The sequence below is a fragment of the Solibacillus kalamii genome (assembly GCF_002174535.1).
Lineage (GTDB): Bacteria > Bacillota > Bacilli > Bacillales_A > Planococcaceae > Solibacillus > Solibacillus silvestris.
The window spans coordinates 542,528-562,059 of record NZ_NHNT01000001.1; the positions used below are offsets into that span (position 1 = coordinate 542,528).

The window sequence follows — 19,532 nt, forward strand, 5'->3', positions numbered from 1 at the left end:
GAGACGATTTGCGCATTGGCAATCGTCTCTTTCAATTTTATGAATGTACTAAACTTAGTTCCGTTGCAAAATAAATCATGCAAATCTCTTTTGCAAGCTGTTCCGGACTCGTTTTATTCGTTAATAAGTTTGTCAGTGTCAGCCGTTCCACCGAACCAATAAGACTTTCTGCAAGAATAGTCGCATCCGCCTGCTTTAAAACATTCGAATCTTTTAACTGTGTATTTAGGATATGTATTAATTCAGAAACAAGCATTTCCTTTACGGCCGTTGATTGCTCTGCTTCATAAAAACCGATTTTTGTGAGGTTGGGGTTTTCGATAAAAAACTCGAAAATATGTGTCAGACTTCCTTGAATAAGGTCGATTCCAATTTTTCCGTTGTTTATGTCATTTGTTGAACTAGAAAAAATTTCAGTTAGCTCATTGTGGAACTTCTCATTTAAATCGTTAAACAATGTTTCCTTACTTTGAAAATATAAATAAAATGTCGGCTGTGTTAAATTTGCCGATTTCACAATATCACTGATTTTTGTTTGATGATAACCATATGTAGAAAATAACTCAATTGCTTTTTCCAATAATAATTTTTTACTTTTTTCACCGCATGAATTTACACGTCTTCCTCTTGCCATACTTCTCCACCCTTATCTCTATTTTAGATGTTTAGTAATTTATATTAAATTCCATTTATTCCACTTATGATTATATAGGAAAGTTTTTTTAAAATAAAGTTTTCCGCCATATAACTAACATTTCTCCTTATTATTAGCACTCCATTGACATAACTTAGCAATAATTTGAATTTCATCATGCGTAAATTGTCCTGTTATACGGATAAATTATTCTTTTCCTAAAAATATCATTAAATAATAGATACAAAAAGGCGTATCCTAATCAATTTCAGGATACGCGCTTTGTCATGTTATTTTTTTCGTAAAATCTTACCTTTGACTTTACCTGTAATCTGCTGCAGCTCATCCATTTTGAACGCGAACAGTAATATCATATAGCTAATTGACGCAACAATAAATGTAGCAATTATATGAAGCCATTTTTGATCGATTGAAATCCATTGTGCAATCGCCCAGTTAATTGCGACGTATATTAGTCCAATGATGGCCAACTTAAATAGCTGACCAACGTTGTTGTCCAAAAGTTTTAACTTATATTTACTTTGAAGCACATATACAAGCAACAGGAAGTTTACGATAGCACTGATTAATGTCCCTAAGGCAACTGCATTAGCGCCCATTTCATCAATTGTCGCCATTACGACCGCAATATTCACACCGAATACCGTTAAAATACTGAATATCATCGGTAATACGGAGTTACCCTTCGCATAGTAGAAACGCGTAATATACGTGTTTGCAGCAAGGAAGAACATCGTCGTACTGAATACTTGCAGCAGTGGCGCTGTAATCGCTGTTGACTTTGCATCAAATTCTTTATATTCAAATATGATGCGGACAATCCCTTCTGCCTGGAAGTAGAAAAACACCGAAACAGGCAACACTAGTAAGTATAATAAACGCATCCCGCGAACATACAGTTGTTTTACCGACTCTGTGTCCCCTTCTCCTTCTTTTTTGCTGAGTAAAGGGAAAATAACGGTCGTTACAGCAGTCATTAAAATTGCCTGCGGGAACTGGGACATTTTTGTCGCATAGTTCATCGCTGACGGAACACCAGCTTCCAGCATATTAGTAAAGAATCGTTGAATTAAAATATAAAGCTGTGCAGTCGCACCGCCAAGCATAATTGGCAACGCAATTTTCCATAGCATTTTTTGATCTTCAGCCTGTTTAAAGTTTGGCTTGAAGGACATTTCTTTCACATTCCGAACTCCGAATACAAGGAACAGGAACATACAGATTGCCCCGACTAATGCCCCGATCCCCATTCCGACCGGTCCCATTGTGATGGATAAGACTACGGATACGAGTAAAAATGAAGCGTTATAAATAAGCACTGAAAACGCTGATAAATGATAACGGCCCTGGACATTTAAAATACCGCTCATCCAAGTCGATAATACGAGCATAATCGTCGATGGCATCATCCAGTAGTAAAGCGAGCGCAGTATTTCATATTCCGCCTGATTCTCAACTTGGAAAAATTGCATTAATATCGGATCGGCCAACGCCATAAATAAAATGACAATGAGCGTAATCGAAACAGCAATCGTTGTAAACGTTCGCTGAATATATTCGGTAATGCTTGATGACGTCTTATGGTATATGGATATAAACGCCGTCGTAAACGCTCCGCCGATGACTAAATATAAAAAGTTTGGAATTGTATAAGCATTAACAATACTATCTGAGTATAAAGTGGTACCAAATTCAACCGCGATATATGTTTCGCGGGCAAAACCGACCAGACGCGCTAAAATATTAATAACCGCGATGGCCCCTATTATTTTTAAAATTCCTTTCAACGCTTATCACAATCCTTTAATTACTATTACTTTATTTCGCATGTGTTGTGTAGAGCACTTTTAAACGTGCAATAATGTTTTTTGCATCATGTGAATGAAGCAGCTCAACTACACGTGCTTCATTCACTGTGATTCCGTCTTTCACTGCATTTTCAAGTGCCAGCTGAAGTAAAATCTCGTCTTTAGGAGGCACTAATACCCCTGCTCCATCTGCCAGCATATAATGCAGTCCTCCGACATCCGATGCAATGACCGGTGTTCCGCAGCTCATTGCCTCTAAAGCTACTAATCCCAGTCCTTCAATATAAGAAGGGAGTACGAAAACATCAGCCGCCTGAAAATAACGCGCCAACTCCTGCTGTGGTAATGGTTCGATAAAATGAATCGCCGTATTGTCCCTAGCAAGCTCTTTTACTTTACTAGTAAAATTGCTATCTTTTGTCGAACCAACACAATAAAGAGTGGCTTGCTGCGGAAGCGATTCCGTTACTTTATTGAATGCACGTACAAGTTCTGTAACGCCTTTTTCCCTTATAATGTTACCTACGAATAAAAAGTTTGTCTTGTCAGGGTCCATTCCAAGCTCTTTTGCATGTTGTTTTTTATCGTCTGCTTTATTGAAAACCGTACGATCAATCCCCATGCTCATCACCGAAATTTTATCGTTTTCAACATGGAAAGTTGTTTCAATCGTTGCAGCAAGCTCTTCCCCAACTGCAATGACATGATCTGCAGACTGTAAAATCTTCTCCGTAAACTCACGGATTTGTCCGCCTTTTTTAGCCATTTTATTAATATCTCCACCATGTGCCGTCACAATATACGGGATATTGTGACGCTTTTTTAAATAGTAGCTGAATATCCCGCTCGGAAATACGTAATGGCTATGTGTTAGCGAAATATTCCGCTTGTTTGCACGGAATACACGCATGAACTGTTGAGCCCACTTTAAATATTTCAGAATAACATTTTTCTTTCCTGTTGCTGGATTGGTATTTACAGCGAGCACTGTATCGATACCCTCTCGTTCCAATTGCTCGACCTGATTTTTCACGAAAATGCCGTAAGCTAAATGTTCCTTTGAAGGATACATATTGCTAATGACGAATACTTTTTTCATTACTTTTTCGCACCTTCTTTTAAAAGCTGCTCTCCTAATGCTGATTTTTCTTTAAATGACGCATTTGTACGAGCCGCTAAGTTTTGTGCACCGTTCCAATCTACTGCCATATCGTTAAAGAGCATCGCAAACTTCTCGTCTGATTCATGAAGCGAATCAATCGGTAAAGAATAGTTGCCAAGCCCCGCCATTTGTAAGAAGTCATTCACCTTCACATGATAAGACACACCGATAATCGGCGTTTTCGCATCCGTTGCCAATATTAATGAATGAAGTCTTGTACCGATCAGCACATCAAACGTGGACGTAATTTGTAAAATACGCTGCGGCGGCAAGTTTTCATCAATAATTTTTGTGTTCTCCGGATGCTTCATTTTAGCCTGGATATCTTTTGTCACATCAGCATCTTGCGGATATTTTGTCGCAAAAAATGTTACATCGACATTATGCTCTTCAATTAAACGGTCCAGGTTTTTCGCCATGCCATCAATATAGTTTTCGTATTTTGTCTCATCGCCTGTTGGCCAGTATGAAGCATTATAATAAGGAACCGCTGTAACCCCAACAGATTTTGGTTTATCACTATAATTTGAACGTTCTACTTCTAAACTAAATGCCGGGTCTCCAATAACATGAACATTTCGTTTTACCCCGATTGTTTTAAGCAGCTGTTCTGACTGCGGATCACGAACTGAAATATTTTGTGCATGCTTGGCCATATAGCGGATAAACCATTTCCCTAAACCTGTGTTTAGCGGGCCCGCCCCACAACCATAGACAACATATGGTACATTATTATTTTTGGCCATCATCGCATAAGAACCATACAGCGGTGCTTCACGTTTATAAAGATCCATTAAAATACCGCCGCCGCCGATTACGACAAAATCAAGGTTTTTCACGACATTAGAATTTTCTTTGTACGTCTTCATAAACGTTTTCACGGCATTACCGTTTTTGTAGTATAAAGGGTAACTTTGCACAGAATAACGTTCAGCTGTTTGTTTTGGATTATTACTAAATACCGTAATATTTTTTGTATCTATTTGAAATACCTTCTGCAGCTGGCGAATAATACTTAATAAAATCGCCTCATCTCCATTATTATCATTTCCGTAATTTCCAACAATACCAATTTTCATTTATTCATTCATCCTTTGAATCAAGCATATTAAGTATGCTTGGCTTATTTCATTTTTCATTTGAAAAACACCTCTGAAGTCGATGTGTTCTGCGTTATGATTCGTATTTTCAGTATAGCATAAGGTCTGTTTGAAACGATATTCCCGAGGGCAAGATCACACCATTTCACAATAAAAAATTAACAATAAATTTATAGTTTTTCGTTAATGAGACGGTTTGCATATAAGATTAGTTTCATTTTTACTTTTTGAAGTGGAAATTATGCGGTAAATGACTTTTCCAGGGCATTTGCAAGCGGGGAATTTTTCGGATACATTGCTGTCATAGAGATTTTGTCTCAATGCACGAGTAGAGGTGATTTATTGTACAGGTCTGAAAATTTTGTTTATTTGGAAGCTCTTGTTTCTAGATTACAAGCTGATGATGAAGAGTTTACCTCTTATCAAGAGGCTTATTATCGCGTCCAAGCTGGAGTTGCAGGCGAATTAAAAATGCAGAGAACATTAGCGGATTATCATTTTATTGGTCCATATAAAATTTTTTATAACTTTGAATGTATAAATGAAAAGGGTTTTTCACATCAAATCGACGCCCTTATAATTACGACAAGATTTCTTCTTGTTGTCGAGGTTAAACAAATTTCCGGTACTTTGTTTTATAAACCTGCATTCCACGAGTTCGCCCGTCAAACTGAGGAGGGGGTTTTAGAAAATTTCCCGAATCCTTTTGACCAGGCTTACCGGCATCAGTTATTTTTATCGCATTTATTATCAAGCTGGAGAATTCAGCTGCCTGTCTTATATATTGTGGTCAATGCTAATATCAGAACCAAATTGGATTCGTCCTTAAACGATTCCCCGATTATTCATTTAAGCGGCCTGCCGAAGTTTCTGGAGAAATTATATCAAAACTATGGTGAAATAAAACTTGATTTAGTGGAATTGGAAAATAAATTATCGGCCATCTCTTGCAGGCTACCTGTTAGAAGAAAAATAGATAGATATCGTATACGAAATGGCGTCCTTTGCAAAAAGTGCGACTTTCAGCATGTCATGTATTATCATCACGGATTATGGATTTGCCCACATTGCGGCGTGAAAAGTAAAGAGGCAATCTTTTTAGCATTACATCACTATCGCTTATTAATCGGGGACCGCATTACAAATCGTGAATTGAGGGAATTTGTCGGAATCGACTGTAAAGCAGTTACTTCCAAACTTCTAAAGCGCTTAAACTTTGAGCAATTTGGCAAAGGACGTGGTGTCTATTACTTAATTCCTGAAGACGTTTTAGATCAGAAAAATGGATAGGTTGTTTTCTTATGTGATTTCTACTTAAAGGAGGTGATGAGTTACTTACGAAGTATATTCTTCTAGTTTTTCCGGGTAAAGTTCTATATTTCTGGGGCTGTGTTCTACATTAGCGTTAATTCATTCTACTTTCTCTGACAACTTGGCGAATACTCGCCACCCGTTCTACTGTTTGAATGAATCTTTCTACTTTACCCGGGAAACGTTCTACTTTCTTGGTGCGAAGTTCTACTTTAACCCAAAATCGTTCTACTTTCTACGGCAACTTGGCGAATACTCGCAACCCATTCTACTTTTGGAATGAAACATTCTACTTTATCCGAGAAACGTTCTACTTTCTTGGTGCGAAGTTCTACTTTAATCCAAAAGCATTCTACTTCCGCGCCATAATATTCTACTTTCTGCGGCAACTAGGCGAATACTCGCCACCCGTTCTACTGTTTGAATGAATCTTTCTACTTTACCAAAGAAATTTTCTACTTTCTTCGTACGAAGTTCTACTTTAATCCGTAAATATTCTACTTTCTGCGGCAACTAGGCGAATACTCGCCACCCGTTCTACTTTTTAAATGAAATCTTCTACTTTACCTGAGAAAATTTCTACTTTCTTGGTGCGAAGTTCCACTTTCTTCCGTAATTATTCTACTTTCGCGCCAAAAAATTCTATATTTCAACAACACAGAAGCCATTACTTACACCTTCCCCATAAAAAAATACATTCCACGTAATAAAACTCTCCGTTTCAACCTCACTTCGTCTAATTCCCTCCCCCTCTTCCCCAACGCCCCCTTTTTCTCCATAAAAAAACCTTTGTAAAAGTTGCGATTCCTCGCTGCAACTTTACAAAGGTTCTCTCTTATTTGTTTTGTGTAATTGTGCGGTATAAGAATAAGCTGAAGTGCACGCGTGATACTTCTTGACTTGGTTTATAAGTATTATCTTCATAACCTGTCGTAATTTCATTTGCTGCTAACGTATGAATATAATCGTACGCCCAGTGCTTTGTACTTACATCTTTAAATTTTGTAGAAGTAGTACCTGTTAACTTATATGCTTCAACTAGGATTTTCGCCATTTGAGCACGAGTTAATGGTTTGCCTGGCTCATATTTGCCATCACCAGTACCACTCATGATGCCTGCTTGTACAATCGCTGCAACTGCACCATAATATGTGCTCTTTGTTGATAGATCGCTAAATCCAGGGTTTGGTACATCTTTTGTAGATAAGCCTAATGCACGAGTCAGCAGTACAGCTGCTTGACCTCGGTTTAATGCTAAATCCGGTTTGAATGTACCATCCGGATACCCGTTGATTAAGTTATTATCCACTAAATATTGAATTTCTGTTTTGTAAACATTGTTCACAGAAATATCTTTGAATAATGGTTTTTCTACCGCCTTTACAACGATATCTTTAGAAACAGATTTTGTTCCTAATGTCGCTGTTACACGGGCAGTGCCTTCTTTACCATTCGATTTGAAAATACCTGAGCTGGATACTGAACCGATGTTTCCATCAATAGACCATTTAATTTGTGAATCGTTATATATTAATGTTTCATTATTTGACCCTGTTACATTAGCTTTTAATTGAAGCGATGCATTTGGTTCAACTGGACCTGTTACTCCTGAAATAGAAAGTCCCGCAGGTGCATCCACTACATTGAAGCTGATCGTTTGTGTTGCGCCTTTATTTGAAACAGTTATACGTTCTGAGCCAGGCGCTACAGCTGTATAGCTTAAGCCGTTAACTGTTACTGTGTTATTTTGCGGCGTTAACACAAAATCACTTGCATTTACTGCCAATGGATTGTAATACTCATCCAACACGTAGCTTGGTGTAAGTTTTACTGTTGCACCGACTAATAACGTACCTACTTTATCACGATTTACTTGAATATATTTAGGTGCATTGGTTGTTGGTGCTGTACTGATTGCTTCAATAATTGCAGAAACGCGACGTTGCGTACCTCCAGATGGTGTATTGGCTAAAACGACTGTGTTGCTGCCGTATTTTCGAATACCCATTGTTGTTGAACCGCCGCCATCTAAATTAATCGCACGGTCAAAGCCAAGGCTTACTAGATAATCCGCAAACTGTGGTAAAGACATACCTGCACTTGAGTTAATACGTCCGTCCACTGTAATTAAGTGTACTTTCTTCTTATCTTTGCTGATTGCAATCGCCGTACGTGGTGCAACTTCTCTTGCACGTGAGCTTGATTCATTGATTGTCAGATTTTTCTTGCCGTCCAATACTAGTAATGGACCACTTGCCATCATAAACTGTGCGTCCATCCAACGATCATCAATAGCAAAGTTTACTGAAATTTCATCGCCGACTTTAATACCACGGTATTTATCGCCCCATGCTGATCCGTTAAAAGAAAGCACGAAACCGTTACGCGGAATTTTCGTTTTTGTCTCATCATCATAACCGCGGATTGCAGTTACCTTACCCGTTAATGTTTGGCCGAATTTCGTTGCACCGACTGTATTTCCAGTTTCAACGATAAACTCCATACCTTTTCCATTGTTCGGCGTCATAGAACTATGATTTTGCGGTGTATAAATAACCGCCTCATCTGTTCCGCGCTTTACATTAAGACCATTTACTTCATTTGTTTGACCGTTATATGTAACGTTAATCTTACTATTGTAGTAAGCAATCTCTCCGTATCCGTCCTTTGTAATACCGAATGCGATCGGTTGGCTCACATAGTTCGAACTTGAATCTGAAATAACGCTTGGTGTAACGATTGTATTATATTGAGAAATTAAATATAAAGGATAGCCATCCCCCATATTATAGAAATTAGAGTTGATTGCCCCAACTACCCGGTTTCCTTCCTTCGTATGACTGTTCGCATGTTGCGTCGTTGTCATTAACGTATTGACCGGAGTTGGTAAACCTAAACCGATTTTTGTGAAAGAGTCTGTTAAATCAACTTCTAAATGATTAACCACACTTGTTTTAGAACCTTTATGAGTGTAGTTTGAATATGTTACCCCTGTTGAAAGCGGGTATGAGTCATTTGTCGTTTGTGCTGCACTTGCAAATTGCGGTGTACTGAAAATGAGTGCAAACACCATTAGCACTGCAATAAATAGTGATTTATTTGTTTTCATAATTTGTGCTTCCTAATTAACTTGAAGCAAGTCACCTTCCTTTCTTAATGTCCTATCTCTAACCTTAACAAATTTTCGCATGAGAAACTATTAATCTTTTGTTACATTTTACAAGAAATCCATTTTTTCAACATAAAGTTACATCTTGTATAAGAGAATAATGCAAATACAATAATGGAAGCTTCTAAAATAGTCTGTTCATTTCATAAAAAAAGAACTATCCCCCTGAAGAGATAGTTCCTTGATCTATTCTGCTTTTTGTTTTTCGTAATCGCTGAGCTTGAGCATTGGATACATTGTGCGCATACTTGCAAATATTCCAAAGAGAATAAAGTAGAAGAGTACATATACTTTTAATTCCCAAATATTATAGAAGAACCCTGCTACACCTGTTGCAAACCATAGCCCGAATAAATATTGCCCGAAGATTGTTTTACGTTCTTTCCAGTACATCCATACCATCGCAAGTAAGAAGCCTGCAAATAATAGAACGCCGACTGCACCTGTCTCTGCAATAACTTGAATATATTGGTTATCGGAATAGAAGTTCTTGCCCCCGTATATATCAGAACGGATACCGTACTCCTCATAAATCGGTGAGTCATATGATAAAGTTGCAGAACCACCGAATGTCCCAAAGCCGGCACCTGTAATCGGATAATCCTTCAGCACTTCAAATCCTTTTTTAATATAGAACATACGACCACTTTCCTGCATTAGCTCCAAAGTGTCGTCCGAGAATGTTTCCGTGAAGCGATTGCTGATTCCACCTGAAATTTCCTCTGGTGCTACCGTGTTTTCCACACCTAAGTTTTGTAAAAACGATACTCCCCAGTTTACAGGGAAATAAATTAACGCGATTGCCACAACAAATGAAATGGCAATTCTCTTCAATAGCTTCCAATTTCGTGATAGCAGCATGAAGAATAAAACGAAGACGAACGCAGAAATCCATGTACCACGGGAAAGTGTCAATAACAGCATTCCAAAGAAAGCGACTTGTGCTATACGGAACGTCCATTTAAATTCATTGTTTTTATAAGCCCATCGCAGGAAGAATACCGCGCCAATAGCAAAGAACATGACTAATGCCAGTGAGTTCGGATTGTTCAGCATACCGTAGACACGCACGAAGTTTGTTGAAGAAAGTATTTTTTCCGTCCAAATTTCAGGCATTAATAACTGGCGCATCGACAGTTTTTCGAAAATCCCCTGAATGAAAATAACTGCACCTGAAAATACAGTAACCCATGCCAGTTTCACAAGGAAGTTTTTCGGCAATTCACTGCGGCTTAGAATGTAATACAGTAAATACATAACGCCGAATGTACGTAGTTGGAAGACGATCGCACCAAGTGATACACCGTTTTTGTAGCCGATGATTGCACCGAAGATTAAAAAGGCGAAGAAGAAGTATTCAAATGGTTTGAAATGAAACCAAGTTTTAAATTTCTTCGTATTAAATAAAAATAAACGCAGTAATACGACGATCGTAATTAAATCGCCGATGAGTTTAAGACCAGGGTTCAGTTCAATAAAGAAGGTACGGAAAATAACGTACGGTACTAAAATTACTAAACTTTGAAACGGCTTAAAAAATGCAAAGAGTACAAAGAAAATCGCTGTACTGATTTGCGCTATCGAAGGCGGAAGCAGTAAGGCCGCCACAAGTACAAGAATTGCTCCAAAAATTTCGAGCCACTCTTTTTTATTCATTTTGACAGAAATGTCATTCATAGATGTCCCAAACCCTTTCCTATATGTAGTTCTCTATTTTTAGATGAGTTTTGCTCATGTGGATTAAGACGAACTTAAGTATAATATGGTTACAATTATAATTCAATGAGAGTATAAAACACACCCTAAATTACTAGAATAATTGTCAGATCAATGGTTTTTCAGTCACATAACATAAAAAAAAGAGAGGATATATGCCTCTCTTCAAAACTATCAAAATCGAAACTCAATTTAATAAAACCTTAATTTTCCATTTAAATAATTCTCGATATTTTTTCGTTATAACGAGCATCAATAATAAAGGGAAAATAAGCACAGTCAATTGAGAAATATAAAATTGTATTGGCATCGTTCTAAATAAAATGACCATTGAAATGAGCTCGATGGCACTAAGCAGTATTGATAAACATAGTATGAAAGAAAGTATGGCAATTTTGAGTTTTTTGTAAGTAAGATGACCAAACAAATTATAGATATACACACTTAATACAAGACTACCTAATATAAAATACATAATATACTCTCGAAAAGGTATGATCATATGTTCTTCATGTGGCGTATCAACAGTAATTATATCTACAGCCCACCCTAAGTGAAATATGAAACAAAAAAGCGCTGTATAAAAACCTAATATAAGGAAAAGTGCTATATCTCCCATATATGCAATAAACTTAAAAGCTTTATTCATTTTTACTTGCCCCCCAAACCTCTCGAATTAAAATACCCCTAAATTTTACTATTAAATAACCTTGAAAGATTTTAAAACTTTCTGCAGCAAATTCCTCCAGTCATTCATAATTGCTCCTCAAAACCATAAAATATATACATCACTATTTTGGAGGTCGTACTATTGCAAACTAATAACCGTAAGAAAAACAATGAACCGCCGATCGATAACAATCCATTAATTCAAGCCGCTTCACTTGAGGTATTAGCCGGTTTGTTAGCTACATTAGCTGAAGGAATTTCTACATTTGCATCTGCTCTTGCACTACAGGAAACACAGCAGCAGGTCACTAATAACAATCAAAACAACGTGAATCTCCAGGAAGTACATGAACAGCTTCATTACTTAACAAAAGAAGTAAAAAAAATATCGAAGGCATTAAACTTGTAGTCATTTTCCGGTTTTCTTAAATAGAAATACGACGCTTTGTTTTGAAGTGCCTTCTATTCTATTTGTTTATCGCTATTCCTCTCATATAAAAAACCTCCCCCTCAATTGAATTTTATGAGCTTTAACCCAGCTCACTCTTTTTTATATCTTCTATCCTTATAGTATTGGACTCATTTTTCCCTATCATCAAAATATTTTTCAAAGGACTTTTTAATTACATTTATATTACAAACGTCTAAAGAATTAGGATTCATCTATGATTCTCGCTCATATATTGGTAAAATATCATCATATAGGAAAGGAGCGTGAATCTGTGTTTAAAAAAATAGTTGGACTAGCATTCGCATTAATCGTTGCTCTGTCTTTCACAACACAATCAACATCTCATGCAAATGATATAAAAGGCCATCAAATGGTAAATGAATTAACATACTGGTCTAATCTTAATGTCATCCGACCAGACAGCAAAGGAAATTACTACCCAAACCGTGCCGTTACGCGAGGTGAATTTGCTTCTTACATTACACGCGCACTTGAATTACCAGACTCATCTACATACACTTTTAAAGATTTAAAAGCTGGTAATGAATTGACACGTGAAATCCAGGCAGCTGCTGGCTCGAATATTTTAAGCGGTTATCCTGATGGCACATTCCGTCCGAACGAAAAGATTACGCGCCAGCATATGGCAGCACTTTTGGAAAAAGCATTGCGTTATTCAAACGTGCCATTGGAAGGACAACCATTAACATTCAAGGATAACAACAAAATCAGTGATCAGTTCAAACCAGCTGTAGCTACAAATGTTTACTACAATATTATCCGTGGATCGCATACGAAAAACGGGGTATTTTTTGAACCTCAGGGCAATGCGACAATCGCTCATGCTGCAGCATTTTTATTTCGTATGCAAACGACAATCGAAACATTTGCTGTAAAAGAAGGTGAAGGACCGGTGGAAACACCTGCTCCGAACCCAAATGTTTATTATGTCGGCAAAATTTCAAATGGAGTAATTACGAAAAACTCTACTGTTTACTTTAACTACGAACAAGCTGAATCAGCGTTAAAAAGTTCTGGCTCAAACTTGATTATTAAAGGCGAAAAAATCATTAAAATGTCATCTGGTATCGCTTCAGCAGCTGATACGAAAGCAAACACTGTAACAATTTATTCAGACAAAAACTTCACGAAGTCGTTATCGTACGCTGTTGAAGGCTCTCAATTTAAATACATCGGAAGCAATGACCAGTATGCAATCGTTCAATTAGCTGATACAAAAGGCTATGCGAAAATTGATGAAGTTACATTAACACCGACAAGCTTAATTAAAGGACAAGACTTCTATTTTGTTGAAGGCGGTTACTTAACACATCGTACGTACAATCATATTACACAAAAGTATAATTGGGATTATGTAGTGAGTGAAGCACCTGTATTTATGCAGCGCGGCGGTCAATACTATAGCCAGGATGGTGTAAACTTCTACTCTGATGTTCTATTAACGAAAAAAGTAGGCACACATTATCCGTACTTCCAATTCCAGTCAATTCGTCAGCCATCTAACTATACAGCTGAGGAACTGGACAATATGATTATGACATTATTAACAGAGCGCCAGGCAATCAAAACTTCCCCTCAATATGCTAAAGCAACGACTGAATCTCGTTTAATCGGCATGGGTAAATTTTTAAAGCAGGTGGAAGCACAATATAATGTCAATGCCCTATTCATTTTAGCTGCAGCAATGCACGAAGGTGATTACGGTGTAAGTAAAAATGCATTAACGAAAAACAATATTTTCGGTATTAAAGTATTCGATACAGATCCGACATTAGGTGAAGTTTATAAATCTCGTGATGATAGTGTCCTTGCGTTTATTAACCGCTATGTCAACCTGAACTACGTGCCTCAATCAGGAGGTTATGCAAAAGGTGCAGCACCGGGGAATAAAACAGCCGGCATGAACGTGCACTATGCATCAGATCCATTCTGGGGCAGTAAAATTGCGGGCCATATGTACCGTATGGATAACCGCTTTGGTAAAAAAGATTACAAACAAGCTAAATTGGCCTTCGTCTCATATGAAAATGGTCTTTTAGTAAATGTTCGTAACGAGCCATCAACAGCTTCGCCAGTTCACTTCACTTATAAAGCCAAATATGTAGGTGAAACAGGCGTGTTCGGTTACCCTGTCTCAATCGTTGAAGAAACGAAGGGTACGGACGGCTATGTATGGTACAAAATTATGTCAGACAATAACCCTCCTGCAAAATACGGTTGGGTACGCTCTGATTTAGTTCAACTAATTCCAGGAAATTAATTTTTTAAATCCAGTACTTCTACGGAAGTGCTGGATTTTTTTTGAGTTGGGCCTGAGGTTGCGAGAGTTGTTGTTTATTAGAAAAGTTAGGAAGGTTATTAGGAGATTGGACTAGGATATTTGAACTTCCGGGTATGGTTTTAGAACATCCGAATGATATTTTAGAAGAAATGCCTATTATATTAGAACTTGGCACTTTTATTAGAACATTTTTCAGGATATTAGAACTTCTGATAAAGATATTAGCAAATCGAAAGCAAAAAACTGAGCAGCCCCCTCTGCCAGGAAGCCACTCAGTTCATTATTTCGTATAATATTGCACAATGCCATTGTAAATGGACTGGGCAAAAATTTCGACATACTCGTCAGATACCAGTTTTTCTCTATCGGCATTGTTAGTTATGAAACCGAGCTCTACTAAAACAGCAGGCATTACATTTCCTTTAATAACAACATAATCCGCGCGCTTTACACCACGGTTGTACATTTTGGCGTTTTTAACGATTTCATTGTTAATGGCCGTTGCCAACGCTAAATCTTCTTTTTCATTTGCATTGGAAGTCACGCTGTAGAATGTTTCCGTTCCATTTGCTGATTCCTTTGCTGCTGCATTTGCATGAAGACTGATAAAAATTTCACCGTTTTCATTTTTTGCGTATCGGACACGATCCTCTAAGCTAGGATATGTATCTCCAGAACGCGTCATTTTCACTTTTGCACCATCTTTTTCAAGCTTTTGCTTTACGAGATTCGCAACTTTTAAAACGATTTCCTTTTCACGTGCATCTTTCTTTACAGCACCTGGGTCTTTACCGCCATGACCTGGATCAAGAACAATAATACGATCTTTTACAGCAGGTCCTTTTTGATTTAGAAGTTGTAAATATGTTTTATTAATATAACCTTTTATACCGTTATACGTTATTTTAGCCCAGCTACCGGATACCGAATGGACTTCCACAAGTGTACCTCGCTTAATTTGACCAAGCGAACGTGCACTGCCTGAAGCAGTCTCGCGAATTTGCAATGCATCAACTGTTGCTTTACCAACCGTATTGGTCAATAGCTCTTGCGGCGGGGTAACTGGTTGTTCGTTTTCACCGCCAGTATCTGCAGGTGGATTCGGTACATTATTTTCCTCTTCCACTACTGGAGGAGTAACTGGTTCTGTCTGCAATGCATCCTCAGTTTGAGAAACACGGACATAGGCAGGTAAACCATTTACTAACGTGACATACCAATTGCCAATCGTATTATAAACAGCAATTTTCTCTTTTGCTGCTATTGAACTTACACTATTTGAACCAACATCACGCTTTTCGTATGCTTTAATATTGCCCGATGCGTAAACATGCTTTTGTACTTTATTAAGCTGCTTACCTGTTTCATCCATAAAATCTACATAATCCTTGTAAACATAGGCATAGCGTCCTTCATGGGAAACTTTCAGCCAACCATCTTTCTGGATTTCAAATACAGCAAACGATGCACCTGTATTTACTTTCGCCAAAATATTCGATGCATTTGAAGAAGATGCAGATGTGCGGACATTTAAATTATTTACATTTGCTTTAACAGAAGCAACTGCTGTCGAAATATCCGGTACAGTCACCCCTTGAACAGGCAATGGCAAACGATACTTGTCAGAAGAGGCACGAGCAATAAATGATGCGAACTGTGCACGTGTTACTGAATTTTTCGGATTATATTTATCAGCCTCTACAGTAATTCCGTTAAAGTAGATTGCCGCGATGTATGGATAATAGTCATACGACGGTTTAATATCTTTAAATGGAACTTCCAGCTTTTCTGTTTGAGCTGCGTTTAATTTAAATGCAATAGCCAGCACTTTACTCATTTCTTCTCTTGTCAAAGGAGTGTTCGGCGCGAATTTTCCATTAGATTGCTCAGAGAAAAACCCTAACTCCACAGCACTTTCTACATAGCCCGAAAGCTCAGTGCCTAATGTAACATCAGAAAACGAGGACTTTTTTACAGTTAAAGGCTTGTTATTGGTTGCAACAACAACCATTTTAGCAGCTTGACCCCGGGTTACATGGGCATTCGGTTTATAAAGAGTTTTACCGTTTTCTGTATACCCTTTTATGACACCCGTATTTATTAAATAGTTTATTTCATTATACGCCCCGTTTGAAGAAGGGACATCGGCAAAGCTTGTACTAGCATATGCCGTATTCAATTGGAACATTGCCATGAAGATGATTGTCACCGACATGACCAGATTGCGCAAAGACAATGTTAAAATCCTCCCCTCTATTAGATAGTTCCCATTTTACCAAATTATTCATAAAATTAATATGTACAAAGCAAGAAATTTAATATATTTCTAGATTATAGAAGATAGAAAGTGATATTTTCCTTATTTGCTGATGAGAGTTTGTCTTTTAGGTGAAAATTGTATCAATGAATGGCTAATTAAACTGGTGGGGTTCTACTTTAATCGTGTACTGTTCCACATTAGGAGTTGAAGGTTCTTCTTTCAGACAGAGAATGTCTAATAGAGTTGGCTTGTTCTACTTTCGGTGCTGTTTGCTCCACATTATAAGTTAAAGGTTCTACTTTCTCTCGTAAACTTCTACTTTAGGCGAAAAAGTTTCCACTTTCATTCTAAGAATTTCTAATAGAGTTGTAGAGTTCTACTATTAGTGCTGATTGTTCCACATTAGGAGTAAAAATTTCCACTTTCCCTTGCAACTATTCTACTTTATACGAAAGAGTTTCTACTTTTCCTCCGTAAACTACTAATAAAGCTCCCCCACCAACAAAAAAAGAAACACAGACAAATTTCGTCTGTGTTTCAAATACTATTAGTAAGTACTTCCCTGCAAGGTGGATATCTATTGAGATATGTAGAAGTTACTAATTTTTATTCATTAAGTATTGGTATTGCCAATCTTATTATTGTAAACGGTTAATGAAAGCTGTTAAATGTTTTAACATAACGTTGTCGTTTGTACCGAATGTGCCGTCACCTTTACCAACTGTGATGCCGTTCGATGCTAAGATCGAGATGTCGTTATGTGCCCAGTGAGATGTCGGTACATCTGTGAACTTTAAAGTATCTTGTTTCATTTTTAAGTCAAATGCTTTTACTAACACTTTTGCCATTTGAGCACGTGTTAATGGTGAAGCTGGATTGAATTTACCTTCATCACCAGTGAAAACGCCTAATTTATATAGTGCTGTTGCTGCACCTGCATATTTTGATGATGATTTAATATCTGAGAATGGTGAATTTGTATCAGATGTATTTAAACCTAATGTTTTTGCTAATTGAATTGCTACTTCACCACGAGATGCATAAATTGTGAAATCGATAGCTGAATCTTTAACTTCTTCTTTTTCAACTGAAGATACTGCTGCAACTACTTTATTACTTTCTCCAAAGCTCGCTACGCGTTTTGCTCCGTTATATCGTTTCGCCCAGTAAGAAGAATTTAAACTTGCTTCAGTAACGCCTGTGCTTGTACCAGCGTGAACGAATTTATTTCCACCTAATGAGATACCAACATGAGAAGCTACTTTACCAGTAGTATTAAAGAATACTAAATCGCCTGGTTGTAAATCTGATTTTGAAACGGCACTACCTTGTTTATATTGAGAAGCAGCTGTACGGTTAAGGTCAAAGCCTAATTGCTTGAATACTAATTGAGTAAATCCAGAGCAATCTAATCCGCTTGCTGTTGTTCCTCCGTAAACGTATGGTACACCGATATATTTAGAAGCTGTTGCTGTTAATTCTGAAACTGATGCTGCTTGTGCTGTATTATTCGAACCCATCCCTACACCTGAAAAAATCATGAAAGTTGCAAAGATCGGTAATAAGATTTTCTTTTTCACTTTAAAATGGAACTCCCTTCAAAATAGGCCTCGTGATGAATATTCGAGGTATAACATAACGTAAAACTTGTTTGTTCATGTTTATTTAACCTAATAACAGGGTAACATATATAATTGTGATATTATTTTTCACTTGTGTAACAGTTTGTAGTAATTCGATATAAAAACAGAAAACACCAAATCCCTGTATTTACGCAGGGATTTGGTGTTTTTTATAGAATTTTTATAATATGAAATTATATTTTGTAACATTACTGTAATGTAAGGTACTAGTATTTACCATTTTATTTACTAGAAAAGTGTTGAACTACATAATATTTCCCATTTTTAGATTGCTCAATGCCGATGCCCATATGTGTATATACTTCTTTTAAAATATTATCTCGGTGTTTCGGTGACGCCATCCAAGCCTTTACCGTTGTTTCCGGTGACTCGAAATTTCGGGCCAAGTTTTCTCCATAGCTTGAATACTCATAATCGAACAATGTCGCTAAATCCCACGGGTTGCCGTAAAATGGTGAATTATGTTCGAAGTAATTGCGTTTTAGCATATCCTTCACTTTAATAATAGCGATCTGTGTTAACTTCTTGTCTTGCATAAATGGTGAAAGTCCTTTAGCAGCCCGTTCTTTATTAACAAGCTCCAATATTTTTTTCTCCCACTGTTTATGATGATTCACTGTATCAATATAATCTTTTTGTAAAAAGTCATATACTACTTCCAGATTATTAATCTTTTCCTTAAACTCCATTCCGCGCATCGTCAGTGCAGCGATATGAGCTCGTGTAACAAACTCATTCGGTTCAAAAGTTTTAGTAGTCTTTCCTTTTACAATTTCCACATCTGCCAATGATTCAATATAATCTTTTGCCCAATAGTTTTTAGGCAGATCCTTAAATGTTGTCTTATTTTTCTGATCAACTTCAACCTCATAGGCAAGAGCGATCATTTTTGAAATATGTGCACGCTTTAAAGGGGCTTCAGGATGAAACTCACTAGCATTTTGAATAATCCCCAATTCTGCAAGTTTACAAATCTCTTTATAATAACGGTGATTTGCAGGAACATCCGTAAAATTCGGAACAAAATCAGTCGCGAGAGGAATGCCCATCGTTCTTGCAATAATACTTGCCGCCTCAGCACGAGTCGTCGTACTGTTCGGTTTGAATGTACCGTCTGTATAGCCTTCCATAAACCCTTTTTCAACTAGCTCATATATTACAGGTGCTGCCCAATACGTACTTTTCACATCAGTGAAAGTTGGAGACGTTTTTGCATATGCATCAGAAGATGGTGCATGTAATAAACACGCAATGATGGACCCCATAATTAAAACCCGTTTCATCAA

14 protein-coding genes are annotated in these 19,532 nt (G+C 37.3%); 3 read left to right on the forward strand and 11 right to left on the reverse strand.

Annotation, left to right across the window (positions count from 1 at the left end; translation table 11 throughout):
- Positions 1 to 37: 37 nt before the first annotated feature.
- The 4 genes from CBM15_RS02620 to CBM15_RS02635 form a co-directional block, all read right to left on the reverse strand.
- A complete protein-coding gene (locus CBM15_RS02620) occupies positions 38 to 634 on the reverse strand; it encodes a TetR/AcrR family transcriptional regulator (RefSeq protein ID WP_008407380.1) in 597 nt (198 codons plus the stop codon).
- A 290-nt stretch (positions 635 to 924) separates the two neighbouring features.
- Complete coding sequence (gene murJ / locus CBM15_RS02625; protein WP_087615623.1) at positions 925 to 2,442, reverse strand: murein biosynthesis integral membrane protein MurJ; 1,518 nt, start codon at positions 2,440 to 2,442, stop codon at positions 925 to 927.
- A 31-nt stretch (positions 2,443 to 2,473) separates the two neighbouring features.
- Positions 2,474 to 3,562 (reverse strand): glycosyltransferase, encoded by a 1,089-nt coding sequence (locus CBM15_RS02630; protein WP_087615624.1) that lies wholly within the window; start codon positions 3,560 to 3,562, stop codon positions 2,474 to 2,476.
- Positions 3,562 to 4,704, reverse strand: coding sequence for a polysaccharide pyruvyl transferase family protein (locus CBM15_RS02635; RefSeq protein WP_087615625.1), 1,143 nt, complete (start codon positions 4,702 to 4,704; stop codon positions 3,562 to 3,564). Before CBM15_RS02635 ends, CBM15_RS02630 begins: the two co-directional genes overlap by 1 nt.
- 363 nt (positions 4,705 to 5,067) lie before the next feature.
- Between CBM15_RS02635 and CBM15_RS02640 the strand changes: the two genes are divergently transcribed.
- Positions 5,068 to 6,015 carry a nuclease-related domain-containing protein gene (locus tag CBM15_RS02640; RefSeq protein ID WP_087615626.1) on the forward strand — a complete coding sequence of 316 codons (948 nt, stop codon included), beginning with the start codon at positions 5,068 to 5,070 and terminating at the stop codon, positions 6,013 to 6,015.
- Between the two features lie 233 nt (positions 6,016 to 6,248).
- On the opposite strand, the gene CBM15_RS19225 is transcribed toward CBM15_RS02640, so the two are convergent.
- The 4 genes from CBM15_RS19225 to CBM15_RS02655 form a co-directional block, all read right to left on the reverse strand.
- Positions 6,249 to 6,425: a hypothetical protein gene (locus CBM15_RS19225; protein ID WP_158100187.1), complete on the reverse strand. Its 177-nt coding sequence runs from the start codon at positions 6,423 to 6,425 to the stop codon at positions 6,249 to 6,251.
- A 446-nt stretch (positions 6,426 to 6,871) separates the two neighbouring features.
- Entirely contained in the window at positions 6,872 to 9,145 is a 2,274-nt protein-coding gene (locus CBM15_RS02645) for an S-layer homology domain-containing protein (protein WP_087615627.1), read from the reverse strand.
- A 246-nt stretch (positions 9,146 to 9,391) separates the two neighbouring features.
- Positions 9,392 to 10,882, reverse strand: a complete 1,491-nt coding sequence (locus tag CBM15_RS02650; protein ID WP_087615628.1) for an O-antigen ligase family protein — start codon at positions 10,880 to 10,882, stop codon at positions 9,392 to 9,394.
- A gap of 226 nt (positions 10,883 to 11,108) precedes the next feature.
- Entirely contained in the window at positions 11,109 to 11,570 is a 462-nt protein-coding gene (locus tag CBM15_RS02655) for a hypothetical protein (RefSeq protein WP_087615629.1), read from the reverse strand.
- A 162-nt stretch (positions 11,571 to 11,732) separates the two neighbouring features.
- On the opposite strand from CBM15_RS02655, the gene CBM15_RS02660 reads away from it, so the two are divergent.
- A complete protein-coding gene (locus tag CBM15_RS02660) occupies positions 11,733 to 11,999 on the forward strand; it encodes a hypothetical protein (protein WP_008407391.1) in 267 nt (88 codons plus the stop codon).
- 313 nt (positions 12,000 to 12,312) lie between these two features.
- Positions 12,313 to 14,322 (forward strand): S-layer homology domain-containing protein, encoded by a 2,010-nt coding sequence (locus tag CBM15_RS02665; RefSeq protein ID WP_239835807.1) that lies wholly within the window; start codon positions 12,313 to 12,315, stop codon positions 14,320 to 14,322.
- Positions 14,323 to 14,623: 301 nt separating this feature from the next.
- On the opposite strand, the gene CBM15_RS02675 is transcribed toward CBM15_RS02665, so the two are convergent.
- The 3 genes from CBM15_RS02675 to CBM15_RS02685 form a co-directional block, all read right to left on the reverse strand.
- On the reverse strand, positions 14,624 to 16,579 hold the full coding sequence (locus CBM15_RS02675) for an N-acetylmuramoyl-L-alanine amidase (protein ID WP_087615632.1): 1,956 nt from the start codon (positions 16,577 to 16,579) through the stop codon (positions 14,624 to 14,626).
- A 662-nt stretch (positions 16,580 to 17,241) separates the two neighbouring features.
- Entirely contained in the window at positions 17,242 to 18,183 is a 942-nt protein-coding gene (locus tag CBM15_RS02680; protein ID WP_087615633.1) for a C40 family peptidase, read from the reverse strand.
- Between the two features lie 284 nt (positions 18,184 to 18,467).
- The gene (locus CBM15_RS02685; RefSeq protein WP_087615634.1) at positions 18,468 to 19,529 is read right to left on the reverse strand and encodes a CAP and S-layer homology domain-containing protein; all 1,062 of its coding nucleotides are present in this window, start codon (positions 19,527 to 19,529) and stop codon (positions 18,468 to 18,470) included.
- Positions 19,530 to 19,532 lie beyond the last annotated feature (3 nt).